General features: G+C 52.8%; 11 protein-coding genes and 2 pseudogenes. 6 read left to right on the top strand and 7 right to left on the bottom strand.

The window, feature by feature from the left end:
• The 3 genes from B2Z72_RS04550 to B2Z72_RS04540 all read left to right on the top strand — a co-directional run.
• Positions 1–1035: AMP-binding protein (locus B2Z72_RS04550; protein WP_297004258.1), on the top strand; the 1035-nt coding region annotated here is incomplete at its 5' end.
• 79 nt (positions 1036–1114) lie between these two features.
• Positions 1115–5047: an ATP-dependent RNA helicase HrpA gene (gene hrpA, locus B2Z72_RS04545; protein WP_296981375.1), complete on the top strand. Its 3933-nt coding sequence runs from the start codon at positions 1115–1117 to the stop codon at positions 5045–5047.
• Between the two features lie 155 nt (positions 5048–5202).
• Entirely contained in the window at positions 5203–5955 is a 753-nt protein-coding gene (locus B2Z72_RS04540) for an MlaA family lipoprotein (protein WP_296981376.1), read from the top strand.
• Between the two features lie 93 nt (positions 5956–6048).
• Here the strand turns inward: B2Z72_RS04540 and B2Z72_RS04535 are convergent, their stop codons facing one another.
• Complete coding sequence (locus tag B2Z72_RS04535; RefSeq protein WP_296981378.1) at positions 6049–7122, bottom strand: 3-deoxy-7-phosphoheptulonate synthase; 1074 nt, start codon at positions 7120–7122, stop codon at positions 6049–6051.
• Positions 7123–7215: 93 nt separating this feature from the next.
• Between B2Z72_RS04535 and B2Z72_RS19295 the strand changes: the two are divergent.
• Positions 7216–8160, top strand: a pseudogene (locus B2Z72_RS19295) (DUF72 domain-containing protein).
• A 95-nt stretch (positions 8161–8255) separates the two neighbouring features.
• Here B2Z72_RS19295 and B2Z72_RS04520 read toward each other — a convergent pair.
• The gene (locus B2Z72_RS04520; protein WP_296981380.1) at positions 8256–8435 is read right to left on the bottom strand and encodes a helix-turn-helix domain-containing protein; all 180 of its coding nucleotides are present in this window, start codon (positions 8433–8435) and stop codon (positions 8256–8258) included.
• A 93-nt stretch (positions 8436–8528) separates the two neighbouring features.
• Positions 8529–9302 (bottom strand): sulfite exporter TauE/SafE family protein, encoded by a 774-nt coding sequence (locus B2Z72_RS04515; protein WP_296981382.1) that lies wholly within the window; start codon positions 9300–9302, stop codon positions 8529–8531.
• 138 nt (positions 9303–9440) lie between these two features.
• On the opposite strand from B2Z72_RS04515, the gene cysB reads away from it, so the two are divergent.
• Complete coding sequence (gene cysB / locus B2Z72_RS04510; protein ID WP_297004254.1) at positions 9441–10415, top strand: HTH-type transcriptional regulator CysB; 975 nt, start codon at positions 9441–9443, stop codon at positions 10413–10415.
• 138 nt (positions 10416–10553) lie between these two features.
• Here cysB and B2Z72_RS04505 read toward each other — a convergent pair whose 3' ends face one another.
• On the bottom strand, positions 10554–11312 hold the full coding sequence (locus B2Z72_RS04505) for a phosphoadenylyl-sulfate reductase (protein WP_296981387.1): 759 nt from the start codon (positions 11310–11312) through the stop codon (positions 10554–10556).
• Positions 11313–11527: 215 nt separating this feature from the next.
• Between B2Z72_RS04505 and thrH the strand changes: the two genes are divergently transcribed.
• Positions 11528–12145, top strand: a complete 618-nt coding sequence (gene thrH, locus B2Z72_RS04500; RefSeq protein WP_296981384.1) for a bifunctional phosphoserine phosphatase/homoserine phosphotransferase ThrH — start codon at positions 11528–11530, stop codon at positions 12143–12145.
• Positions 12146–12258: 113 nt separating this feature from the next.
• Here thrH and B2Z72_RS04495 read toward each other — a convergent pair whose 3' ends face one another.
• The 3 genes and pseudogenes from B2Z72_RS04495 to B2Z72_RS04485 form a co-directional block, all read right to left on the bottom strand.
• Positions 12259–13116, bottom strand: a complete 858-nt coding sequence (locus B2Z72_RS04495) for a DNA replication terminus site-binding protein (RefSeq protein ID WP_296981385.1) — start codon at positions 13114–13116, stop codon at positions 12259–12261.
• Positions 13113–13562, bottom strand: a complete 450-nt coding sequence (locus tag B2Z72_RS04490; RefSeq protein ID WP_297004253.1) for a TerB family tellurite resistance protein — start codon at positions 13560–13562, stop codon at positions 13113–13115. Before B2Z72_RS04490 ends, B2Z72_RS04495 begins: the two co-directional genes overlap by 4 nt.
• Positions 13559–13682, bottom strand: a pseudogene (locus B2Z72_RS04485) (transaldolase family protein); the annotation flags it as partial. The gene B2Z72_RS04490 and the pseudogene B2Z72_RS04485, both read right to left, overlap by 4 nt.

The following is a 13682-nucleotide window of genomic DNA, read 5'->3' as shown; positions in this document are numbered from 1 at the left end:
GGTGGCACCACGGGTGTTGCCAAAGGTGCCATGCTGACTCATCGCAACCTGATTTCTAATATGATGCAGTGCCACGGCCTGTTTAATATGATCCTCGATGAAGGCAAAGAGACGGTCATTGCACCGCTGCCTCTGTATCATATTTACGCGTTTACTGTGCACTGCATGGTGCTGCTGCATACTGGTAACCACTCGGTACTGATCCCGAACCCGCGTGATATTCCAGGCTTTATTAAAACCCTGCAAACCAATGAGTTCAGCGGCTTCGTTGGTCTGAATACGCTGTTTGTTGCCCTATGCGGTAACGAAACCTTCCGTGCGCTGGATTTCAGCAAGCTGAAACTGACTATTTCCGGTGGTATGGCGCTGACCAAAGACGCTGCAGACCAATGGAAGAGCATTACCGGTTGTGAAGTGGCGGAAGGTTACGGCATGACAGAAACCTCTCCCGTGGTTTCGTTTAACCCACCTGGCTACGTTAAACTGGGCACCATCGGTATGCCGGTTTCCAGCACGGCCTGTAAAGTTGTGGACGATGATGGTGTAGAGCAACCGATTGGCCAGCCAGGCGAACTGTGTGTGAAAGGCCCGCAGGTGATGAAAGGTTACTGGCAGCGTCCGGAAGCAACCGCTGAAACCATTACCGACGACGGCTGGCTGAAAACCGGCGACATGGCCGTTATCTCGGAAGACGGCTACATGAAAATCGTCGACCGTAAAAAAGACATGATCATCGTCTCCGGCTTCAACGTTTACCCGAACGAAGTCGAAGATGTGGTGGTGTCTCACCCGGATATTCTGGAAGCGGCGGCCATTGGCGTGCCGGATGCCAAGAGTTCGGAAGCGGTTAAGGTCTTCGTCGTATCGAAAAACGAAAACCTGACAGCTGCGGAGATCAAAGAGTTCTGCCGTGAAAACTTGACCGCATACAAGGTGCCGCGGTATATCGAGTTCCGCGATGAGCTGCCTAAAACTAACGTGGGTAAAATCCTGCGCCGGGAACTGCGTGATCAGGAGCTTGCAAAAGAAAGCTGATCCGCAGTCCTGACCAGAAACGCCCTGTATTTTCGGATACGGGGCGTTTTTGTTTTGAGATTATGAAACGGAGAAACCATTGAGTTCTGAACAACAGAAACCTGAGACCACAGCACCTGAATGGAAAGCGCTGCACAAAGCCGTTGATCAGTGTCTGCTGAAGGATCAGTTTCCCCTGCGCCGCCAGATCAAACAGATCCGCGATCTGACTGAGCAGGAAAAACCCTTTGAACAGCATCTGGAAAAGCTGTTGAATCGGGTGCAGAAAAGCCAGCAGATTGTGCAGGCAAGAAGTGCAGAACTCCGCATAAGTTATCCGGAAAGTTTGCCGGTCAGCGGCAAGCGGGAAGAAATTCTGCAGGCCATTCAGAATCACCAGGTGGTTGTGGTCGCCGGTGAAACCGGCTCGGGTAAAACCACGCAGTTACCTAAAATTTGTCTGGAAGCCGGGTTAGGAATTAAAGGCCGTATTGGTCATACACAGCCGCGCCGTCTTGCTGCCCGGGCTGTCGCCCAGCGAATAGCCGAAGAGCTGGGTTCGAACCTGGGTGACGCAGTTGGTTATCAGGTGCGCTTTACTGATCAGACTGCAGATCACAGTCGTATCAAATTAATGACTGACGGCATTCTGCTGGCGCAGACGCAGCGTGATCGTTTTTTAAATGAATACGATGCCATCATTATCGACGAGGCGCACGAACGCAGTCTTAATATCGACTTCCTGCTGGGCTATTTAAAACAGCTCACCACTAAGCGCCCGGACCTCAAAATCATTATTACTTCGGCCACCATTGATGTTGAACGTTTCTCTCAACATTTTGCTGGTGCCGATGGTAAGCCGGCGCCGGTTATTGAAGTATCCGGCCGTACTTTCCCGGTAGAAGTCCGCTACCGTCCGCTGGTGCGCGAATCTGACGAAGAAGACGATCGCACAGTATTTGAAGGTATTTCCGAGGCACTGGCAGAGCTGCGCAATGAGGATCGTAAAAATGGTCAGCACGGCGATGTGCTGGTGTTTTTGCCGGGGGAACGTGAGATCCGCGAATGTGCCGAATATTTGCGCCGTGAACAGATTCCGGCCACCGATATTCTGCCGCTTTACGCGCGCTTAAGCGGTTCGGATCAGCAGCGTATTTTTAAGCCCCATGGTGGTCGCCGGGTGGTACTGGCCACCAACGTGGCGGAAACATCGTTAACCGTTCCGGGTATCCGCTATGTAGTCGATTCCGGTGTCGCCCGTATCAGTCGTTACAGTTATCGTTCTAAGGTTCAGCGCTTGCCGGTGGAAGCGATTTCTCAGGCCAGTGCCAATCAGCGTTCTGGCCGCTGTGGTCGTACGGCTCCCGGTGTGTGCATCCGCTTGTTTGAAGAAAGTGATTTTCTTGGTCGTGATGAATTTACCGACCCGGAAATCCGCCGTACTAACCTTGCGGCAGTTATCCTGCAGATGTTGCATCTGAAACTGGGCAGGCTGCAGGATTTTCCATTTATCGACCCGCCGGACGAACGTTTTATTAAAGATGGCTTCACTCTGCTGCAGGAGCTGGAAGCCGTCGACAATAAAGGCAATATGACGGACACCGGTGTCGCCATGGCGCGCTTACCGGTAGATCCACGCATTGCCCGCATGCTGCTGGAAGCAAAGAAACGCCATGCGCTGAAAGAAGTATTGGTCATCGCTGCCGCTCTGTCCGTACAGGATCCACGCGATCGTCCCCAGGATAAACAGCAACAGGCGGATGAAAAACATCGCCTGTGGCGCCATGAAGAATCCGATTTTCTGACCCTGGTGAATCTGTGGCAGGCTTATGAAGTTGAACGTCAGGAGTTGTCGCAGAACCAGATCCGTAAATGGTGTGCTAAACACTTTTTATCCTTTATGCGCATGCGTGAATGGCGTGACACTCACCGCCAATTGCATTTGCTCGGCAAAGAGCTGGGGCTGAAAGAAAACAGCGAACCGGCATCTTATGACGATATTCATAAATCTCTGCTGGCAGGCATGCTGTCGCAGATCGGTTTCAAATCGGAAGGCCAGGAGTATCTTGGCGCGCGCAACCGCAAACTGTTTATTTTCCCGGCATCCGGTCAGTACAAGAAGAAGCCAAAGTGGATGATGGCGGCCGAGCTTGTTGAAACCAGTAAACTGTTCGCCCGCACCGTGGCAAAAATTGAACCTGAGTGGCTGGAAGAAATTGGCAAGCCGCTGCTGAAGTTTCAATACTTTGAACCGCACTGGAATAAACAGCGCGGTCAGGTAACGGCGTTTGAGCAGAGCACTTTGTATGGACTGGTGGTGAATCCACGTAAACGCGTGAATTATGCAATGACCCATCCTGAAGAAGCGCGCACTGTGTTTATTCAGGAAGCGCTGGTTGAACAGAATCTGCACAGTAAACTGGATTTCTATCAGCACAATATTAAGTTGCTGAAAGAAGTCACTGAATATGAAGAAAAGGCCCGTCGCCGGGACCTGGTTATTGATGATAACTGGCAGGCAGCTTTTTATTCCGCGCGTCTGCCACAGGAGTTTGTATCTCAGCGTCACCTTGAGCGCTGGTATGAGAAAGCAACAAAAGAGCAGAAACAGGCACTGTTTTTTACCCGCGAACAGTTATTGAGTCCGGAAGCGTCAGGCATAGGTGCCAGTGATTTCCCGGCGGAACTGGAATGGCAGGGTATGGCCTTTCCGCTCAGCTACAGCTTTGCCCCCGGCGCTGATGACGATGGTGTCACCCTGAGCGTGCCGGTCGCGATGTTGCAGCAGGTGCCTGAAGGCCGGGTTGAATGGCTGGTACCGGGTTTTATCAGCGATAAAGTCGTCGCCATTATTAAAGGTCTGCCCAAAGCGGTGCGTAAAAATTTCGTCCCGGTACCGAACACTGCAGAAGCGTTTCTGCAGCAGTGTGGTCCGTTAAATGGTGGGCTTTATTCGCAGTTGCTGAACTTTCTGAACCGTAATCAGCGACCTCCTATTGAAATTCATGAACTGACGCAGACTGAATTGCCGGCTCATCTGCAGATGAATATCCGCGTTATGTCGGACGGTAAAGTGCTGGATCAGAGACGCGATCTGGTGGCTCTGAAAGAACACTGGAAGGATGCCGGCCAGCAGCAGGTTCAGACCCTGACCCATGGTGATTATCAGCTGCAGGATGTCAAAGAATGGAACTTCGGCGATCTGCCAGAAAGTATTCAGAGTGATCTTAACGGCCTGCCGGTCCGGGCATTCCCGTGTCTGAAAGTGCAGGGCGGGCGTGTGGACCTCACGGTTGAAGCCAATGAAAGCCTTGCCCGCAGTGAACATCGGCGGGGAATAAACCGCCTGTTCCGCAATGCGCTGAGTGAACAGGAACGCATGATCAAAAGCCTGGTTCAGAAAAAATTGGCGAATAAGTGGCTGATGGCGAAAGGCATGGGGACGCAGCAGGAACTGACCGATGACATTGGTGAGGCCTCCTTTATGCTGGTTTTTGTGCCGGAAGGGGAGGCGTTGCCGATGACTCAGTCTGAGTTTCAGGCGCGGATGGCCCGCCGCAGCGAATTAGTCGATCAGGCGGAAAAGCTGATCAATGAATTTGCTGGCTGGCTGGAGCTGCGGCATAAAATTCTGAAGAATCTGAGTGGTTCCGTTTCCCTCGACCGCGCCATGGCCTACAGTGATATTAAGGCGCATCTGGAACGCCTGCTGCATCGTGGCTTTATGCTGGAGCAACCCTGGGAGCAGCTGCAATGCTATACCCGTTATCTTAAAGCGATGGAATATCGTATCGAGAAACTGCAGGGGAATCTGCCGCGCGATCGTCAGTCTATGGCTGAGTTTGAATCCCTGTGGGGGCCGTATATGGATGTGCTGAAGCGTATCAATATTGATGAGCATCCTGAGATCCGTGAGTTTGGCTGGCTGCTGGAGGAATGGCGGGTGTCGCTGTTCGCGCAACCGTTAGGGACGCGGGAGCCGGTGTCGCTGAAACGCCTGAACAGGCGCTGGCTGGAAATCCGCGACCTGTAACCGGCTTTGTTGCCACTGGGGCAATAGTCCGCTCCAGTGGTAATATTTGGCTTTAATGGCTATTTCAATTTTAATGGCGTTGGATAAATAACAATCACGGTATGTCATGCTGCTCAGCGGCACTGACTCCATTGAACTAATTTGCGGGAAACAGCATGCGTGTACCGGCACTCCTGACCATTTTTTTCTTAAGCTTCAGCGCAATGGCAGAAGAAACCAGCGATCCTGATCCCTGGGAAGGGTTCAACCGCAAAGTCTTCGCCTTCAACGAAGTGGTGGATAAATACGCGCTCAAGCCAGTGGCTCAGGGCTACCGCAGCATTACTCCGGTACCGGTTCAGAGCTCAGTATCCAATTTCTTTTCCAATCTCGGCGACGTCATGGTGGTTGCCAATGATATTGGCCAGCTCAAGCTCGGCCAGGCGGCATCAGACACCGCGCGTTTCCTGATTAATACCACGGTGGGTTTTTTTGGCGTATTTGATGTGGCGACCCATATCGGTCTGTCAAAGCACAATGAAGATCTCGGACAAACGCTGGGTTATTGGGGGGTAGGCACTGGGCCGTATCTGGTGCTGCCGTTTTTAGGGCCAAGCAACCTGCGGGATGCCACCGGTACTGCCGGCGACTTTGCTTATGGTGTCGGCATCAGTGATGTGGGCGATGATGCGAAAGCTCACGGCGCAATGTATGCACTCTGGGCGGCTAACACTCGCGCCAGTCTGCTGGATGCCGAGAAGCTGATCAGTGGTGATCGTTATACCTTCCTGCGCAGTGCTTATCAGCAGCGTCGTGAATTTCTGGTTAATGATGGCGAAACCCAGGACGATTTCGGTGACGACGAATGGGATACTGAATGGGATACTGAATGGGATGATTTCGACGATGAGGATGACAGTGACTTCTGATTATCAGGGTTATTGATCAGGTCTTATGTTGAGATGACAGCCAGACACAAAAAAGCCCGCATAATGCGGGCTTTTTTGTCTGCAAAACCGTACTTACTTAGTACGAGCTGGCAGGATGTCTTTCAGCTTGTCGCGCATTTTACGCACGGCAGTTTCGGTTTCTTCCCAGCTGATACAGCCGTCAGTCACTGACAGACCGTATTCAAGATCATCCAGGTTGGCCGGAATGTTCTGGCGACCGTGTTTGATGTTGGACTCTACCATCAGACCAATAATGGATTCGTTGCCTTCCAGAATCTGGTTGGTCACGTTGTCCATGACCAATGGCTGCAGTGCAGGGTCTTTGCTGGAGTTTTCGTGGCTGCAGTCGATCATGATGTTTTTAGCCAGATCGGCTTTGGCCAGTGCTTCTTCCGCCAGTGAAACATTCACGGAATCGTAGTTTGGCTTACCGCCACCGCCACGCAGAACCACGTGACCGTATGGGTTGCCCTGAGTGGTTACGATAGCCACGGCGCCTGCGGTATCAATACCCAGGAAACGGTGTGGGTTAGCAACAGACATCAGTGCGTTAGTCGCTACAGTCAGGCTGCCGTCAGTACCGTTTTTGAAACCAACAGCGCAGGACAGGCCGGAGGCCATTTCACGGTGAGTCTGGGATTCCGTGGTGCGCGCGCCAATGGCAGACCAGGAAATCAGATCCTGAATGTACTGTGGCGAGATAGGGTCCAGTGCCTCAGTGGACAGCGGCAGGCCCATTTCTGCCAGATCCAGCAGCAGACGGCGGGCGATGTGCAGACCGTCCTGAATCTTGAAGGTATCGTTCATGTACGGGTCGTTAATCAGACCTTTCCAGCCCACAGTTGTGCGTGGTTTTTCAAAGTACACGCGCATAACCAGATAAATGGTGTCACTGACTTCATCGGCCAGGGCTTTCAGGCGCTGGGCATAATCTTTGGCTGCATCAACATCATGGATGGAGCAGGGGCCAATCACCATAAAAATACGGTGATCTTTACGGTCGAGAATATCGCGGATGACCTGACGACCCTTCTGAATGGTCTGTACAGCTTCTTCGGAAACCGGCATTTCGGCTTTGAGCTGGTCAGGGGTGATCAGCGGAACGATTGACTCAATATTGAGGTTTTCTACGCGCTTGTCTGTCATTAGGAGTCCTGAAAATAATGCGGATCAGTATCTGATAGAATAATGCCCGATTATGACAAATGAATCTCCTCTTGCACATCACAGACGCGACCAATGTTGCCTACAGAACTGATTGATATCAGCAATCTGCGTATCGGGTTGCCTATGTGGTACATGAAAGAATGGCGTGGTGGACTTTTACGGACGGACGTAAAAGCAGCGGATGCCCTGAGTCAGTACAGTCAGGTGTTCAATGCCATCGAAGGCAACACGACACTGTACGGCCTGCCGTCAGCAGATCGTGCCCGCAGCTGGAAGGCCATGGCCGCCAATAATTTCCGCTTTTCGTTCAAGATCCCCCGAACCATCAGTCAGGCGGAAGACATGGCTGCTGCACTGGCTGGCGCGACAGAGTTCAGGCAATTTCTGCAGATAATGGGCGACAGTATCGGTTTATTGATGCTGCAGCTGCCCGGGCGCTTCGGGCCTTCTGCTCTGCCGCAACTCGCTAAGGTGTTGCAGCAGCTGCAGGCGCTGACGACGGTGCCTGTTTCGGTCGAGGTACGGCACGCGGCATTTTTTGATAAAGCAGACAACGAGGCGGCATTATTGCGTTTGCTGGCGGATCATCAGGCTGACCGTGTGGTGTTTGATTCCCGCGGCCTGTTTGCTGATGTCAGTACGGATCCTCATGTGCTTTAAGGTCAGCGCAAAAAGCCGAGATTTCCTGTACATCCGGTATCAACCGGAAACAACCCGGTCATTCGTTTTATCGGTCATTCTGACTGGCCGCAGAATATGCGCTATTTGCAGCAGTGGTCGGGCAAGCTGAGTGAATGGCTGAGCCAGGGTAAACAGCCGTGGCTGTTTATTCATACGCCGGCGAATACGGATGCGCCAGAATTTGCTCGCTGGATACTGCAGCAGCTTGGCATGCGTATGGCAGTCTGGCTTGGTGAAGTTGCGGGTGAATGTAATGGGGCAGCGGGTCTTGAGGGCCAGACAACCGATCTGTTTGGCCCCGGCCAGGAATGGCCTGATATAGACGGCCTGATATAGACGGCCTGGTATAGACGGCCTGGTATAGACGGCCTGGTATAAGTGGCCTGACATGAATGATACGGCAGAAATAGAGGGAGCTGCCGTACCTTCGCTCAGCGCAGACGCGCCTGCAGCTCTTTGAAGCGGTTTACTTTCTCTGGTTCAAACACCAGATGGCCATTCTCTTCTTTGCCGTCCAGCAGCCCTTCACGCACGTAACGTTTAATAGTTACGGGTTTCATCGCTAAAAATTCTGCCACCTGATCCAGGGTTAGTGTTTCTGTTGCGCTCACTGAATATCTCCTCTGTCGATAGGGAGAGCTTAGCCTGAGGCGACAAAGACGCAGATTTTTTGGGGTGACTTAACTGTCTGACGCGATGATTTATCAGAAGAAGGCGTATTTTGCCCCTAAAGCCATCAGCAAACTGGCCAACCCGGTTTTCAACAGCTGTTCCGGAACATGGCGGCTGATATTGCTGCCGAGATGGATTGCCGGCAGTGAACCTATCAGCAGTGATGCCAGCAGAGCAAAATCGACATTGCCCAGATACATATGAATAAAACCGGCACACAGGGTCAGCGGAACCGCATGAGCGATGTCTGTGCCGACAATGTTGGTCGATTTCAGGGCCGGGTATAGCAGCATTAATATCGCTGTGCCGATGGCGCCCGCGCCCACGGACGACAGGGTAACAAAGACACCGAGAAAGACGCCCATGGCGACAGTTGCGGCCGGGCGGTAGGGAAGCCATTTCTGGGCATCGCCACGGCTGGTCAGGCGGGCGATCTGGTTGCGGAACAGGATGACCACAGCGGTCAGTAACAGCATGATACCAAGCGCATTACGTAGCAGGTGGCTGTAGTGTTCCGGGTGTTCAAACAGGTAACGAAGGCTCAGGCCGGTCAGCAGAGCAGCAGGTATGCTACCTATCGCCAGGCATTTAACCACTGCCCAGCGGACATGGGTCTGACGGTGGTGGCTCAGCGCACCGCCGGCTTTGGTCAGGCCAGCGTACATCAGGTCTGTACCGACTGCGACCTGAGGCGGAAAGCCAAACAACAGCAACAGGGGAGTCATCAGGGCACCGCCACCGATGCCCGTGATACCGACGATCAGGCCAACACCGGCCCCAGCTGCTATATATAACAAAATATCCATGAAATATGGTCTAAACTATCACTTGATGCTCTAAGAACGGTTAATTTAGAGCCTGCCATCTATTCTGGAAAAGAATATTTGTTTATATTTTTATAACAAAAGGCAAGAATCGAACCCTGGATCAGGCACGGAGGATCTATGAAACTGCAGCAATTGCGATACATCTGGGAAGTCGCCCATCATGATCTGAACGTGTCCGCCACGGCGCAGGTGCTTTACACATCGCAGCCGGGCATCAGTAAGCAGATACGATTACTGGAAGATGAGCTGGGTGTAGAAATCTTCGCCCGCAGCGGTAAGCATTTGACGCGCATTACCCCGGCGGGTGAGGCGATTCTGGAAGTGGCTGGTGAAATTCTGCGTAAAGTGGAGGGAATCAAGCAGGTCGCTCAGGAATTCAGTGACGAAAATAAGGGCAGCCTGTCGATTGCTACGACCCACACTCAGGCGCGTTATGCGCTGCCAGGTGTTATCAGTAAGTTCATGGGGCAGTATCCGGACGTGTCATTACACATGCATCAGGGTACGCCGATGCAGATCGTTGAGATGGCTGCGAACGGCACCACCGATTTTGCTATTGCGACCGAGGCCATGGAGCTGTTTGGCGATCTGGTGATGATGCCGTGTTACAAGTGGAACCGCAGCATTCTGGTGCCTAAAGATCATCCTCTGGCGCAGACACCAGCGCCGACGCTGGAGCAGGTGGCAGCATATCCGTTAGTCACTTACGTGTTTGGCTTTACCGGGCGCTCTCAGCTCGATGACGCTTTCAAAAGCAAGGGACTGACCCCAAGGGTTGCCTTTACCGCCGCAGATGCTGACGTGATCAAGACCTACGTGCGCCTGGGGGTCGGTGTTGGTATCGTCGCCAGCATGGCGGTGGATGCGGTGCAGGACGCGGATCTGGTAGCTTTGGATGCCAGTCAGTTGTTTGAGCCTAGCATCACTAAGATCGGCTTCCGTAAGGGGACTTTCCTGCGTGGCTATATGTACGACTTCATAGAAGCCTTTGCGCCGCATCTGAGCAAAGATCTGGTTGAGAAGGCATCACTGTGTACCAACAAACAGGAAGTTGCAGCGCTGTTTGAAGGCGTTGAGATTCCTGAGCACTGAGCTTCGGGCTCAACAGTATTGGTCACGTCGCCGATCCGCAAAAAAGCCACAGAATAAAGCCGCACAAAGCAACCGTACAAAAACTCACAAAAAAGCCGCATAGAATGCGGCTTTTTTAATGAGCTGGCTTCGCTTTGATCAGCCTTTACTGATCAGGTTGCCGGCGTGCAGGCCACATTCTTTGTGGCCGGAACCTTCCCACCACCAGCGACCTTCACGCTCGTGCTGGTTCGGCAATACAGGGCGGGTGCAGGGCTGACAGCCAATGCTGATAAAACCCTGTTCGTGCAGTCTGTTGTATGGCACATCGAAGACTTTGATGTATTCCCAGACCTGTGCGGAGGTCCAGTTCGCCAATGGGTTGTACTTGGTCAGGCTGTCGTTAGCGCCAGCGAAGCTGGTATCGTCCTGAACCAATGGCACATCCGAGCGGGTCTGGCTCTGATCATGGCGCTGGCCTGTGATCCAGGCATCAAGCGTAGCCAGTTTGGCTTTCAGTGGGGCGATCTTACGCACACCACAGCACTCCTGGTGACCATCTTCATAAAAACTGAACAGGCCTTTTTCGCGCACGAAATTCTGCAATGCCTGCTGTTCCGGCGTACGGACATCGATTTTAATGCCATAGTGTTTGCGTACAGCATCGATGAATTCATACGTTTCCGGGTGCAGACGGCCGGTATCCAGCGTGAACACATCCACGTCAGGTTTGATTTTAACGGCCATATCGATCAGTACGACGTCTTCTGCACCGCTGAAAGAAACGGCAATGGAATCGTGCTGTTCCAGTGCGTAGCGAATCAGGTCTTTGGGGCGCTTCTCTGCGTATTCTTCATTCAGCGCTGAGAAATCCAGGCTATTGGTCATGGCGTTTGTCCGGTTGCTGTGTCTGTCGATTTTCGTATCAGTGCCGGGTCAGCGGCAGGCGCTGCCCATACTTTATTAAGCGCCTAAGCCTATCACGGGCCACTTAGGTCAAATAATAATAAAACGTCATATTAATATATCTTAAAACCGGTGTTTGCCGTATTTTGCCCTGTCGCTCTGTTGTCATCCGGCGGTCATGGCTATAGAGTACGCGCCCAGTTAATGAACAGTCTGTTGGAGTCTCCATGGAAATCGCGTGTCTTGACCTTGAGGGTGTACTGGTTCCGGAAATCTGGATCGAGTTTGCCAATAAAACCGGAATCGAAGCGCTGAAAGCGACTACCCGCGATATCCCGGATTACGATGTGCTGATGAAGCAGCGCCTGCGTATTCTGGATGAGCACAACCTCAAAATTCAGGATATTCAGGACGTGATTGCCACCCTGAAGCCACTTGAAGGTGCGCGTGAATTCGTTGACTGGCTGCGCGAGCGTTTTCAGGTGATCATTCTGTCTGACACCTTCTATGAATTCTCTCAGCCGCTGATGCGTCAGCTCGGCTTCCCGACACTATTCTGTCATCGCCTGATCACAGATGATGAAGGTCGTGTTACCGACTATAAACTGCGTCAGGCTGACCCTAAACGCCAGTCTATCCGTGCCCTGCAAACCATCTACTACCGCACCATTGCGGCCGGCGATTCATACAACGATACCACCATGCTGGCAGAAGCCGATGCCGGTATCCTGTTCCATGCGCCACAGAATGTGATTGATGAGTTCCCTCAGTTTCCGGCGGTCCACACCTACGAAGATCTGAAGAAAGAGTTCATTAAAGCCAGTAACCGTGACCTGAGCCTGTAACTGGTTCCGCAGCACGGAATAAAAAAACCGCGGCCATGGCCGCGGTTTTTTTATGTCCTGATATCGCCGGCGAGCGTTTCTTTTTTTCGTTTCTCTTGAGCGTTCTTGTGCCTTCATTGGCCGTCGTAAAGATGCACACGGATAGACGGCAGCCAGGGCTCATCGGATACTTTCTGGTCACCGCGGCGCTGTCGTGTCCGGCCCTCCGGTGGCTGGGTATCAATCTGGTTGAATTCCGGCAATATCTGACCCGGTAACATCAGTGGCAGGGCGACATTCATTGCCTGTCGCGGGCGAGGGGCCGTATCCGGGTACACCAGGTTTGCCCTCACTACAGGGGCCAGGGTCTGTACCTGAGCCAGCTGCTGCCCAGGTGGTAAATGATTCAATTTATTCAGCTGTACCTGAATATGAACCTTATCTTCACCCAATTCCAGCAACTTGCTCTGGGCCTCAGTCACGGAAATTCTGCGGATGCTGCGGCCGTTCGCATACCAGCTGAAACCGACCTTGAGCGGACAATGATCCAGTAGCGGCAGATGCCGGTAGCATTGCTTCAGATGGACCCGGCTCAGGCCGGCAAAGTGCAGGGATTCCCGCAAGCTGCCGTGGTGTTTGCCCAGACCGGCGATAGCATCGTTAAAATCGTCTTTTTCCAGCTCATCCTGACTTGCTTTAACGGCAGCACGGAAGGTGTCTTTGGCCTCGTTGGCGACAGCTGCGAGGCTGGCCAGCTCATCATTGACCATCACTAAGCCATGACGGCTGCGGGTTTCGCGCCCGTCCTGTCCATCGCGGTACCAGACGTCGGTGATCAGGTCCGTCAGAATGTTCAGTGGCTGCGCTCCGCTGGCCTGTTCCTGAGGTGTTAACGGTAACCAATGCGGTGGCTGTTGCTCGATAATGGCCTGGCGCAGTGCGCGCAGGGCCATCATAAGTTCATCAAAGGCTGAGGTCAGCTCAGTAATCATACGTGGGGAGGCAATCCATCGCGGGCTTCGTTGCGGGCGCGGATAAAGTCAGAATGGGGTACGTACAGCAGATCAGCGACCTTGCGGATCATATGCTCTTCGTATTTATCCAGCTCGGAATCGCTGTAAGCCACAGTCCAGAGACCGTGCACCAGACGCACCTTTTCATCTGCGGAGAATTGCTCATTGATGATTTTGGTGAACTGAAACAGGTCGTTGGATTTCTGTACCTGAGCGGCAGCCTGGGCGAGCAGGGTGTCTACTTCGTCCGCCGTAATCGGAAACAGCTTGCGCAGCACTGTACGCAGCGCTTCCGCTTCTTCTTTTTCCAGTGTGTGGTCAGCGTGCATGACTTCCGCCAGCAGCGCCGCACAAGCCAGGGAAATATCGTATTCGTCTTTCTCTGGCTCGTGCTCTTTAAATAATGACAGTATGCGATCGATCAACTCAGTGTCTCCAGTCGCCCGCGCAGCAGGCTTTCAAGCTTACCCTGATCCTGAGCAAAGCGACGGATACCGTCAGCGAGTTTTTCGGTAGCCATGGCATCTTCGTTCATTGCCCAGCGG

Source organism: Thalassolituus sp. UBA6592 (genome assembly GCF_002433655.1).
Taxonomy (GTDB): Bacteria; Pseudomonadota; Gammaproteobacteria; order Pseudomonadales; family Oceanobacteraceae; genus Venatoribacter.
This window is presented reverse-complemented; position numbering and strand designations above follow the sequence as displayed.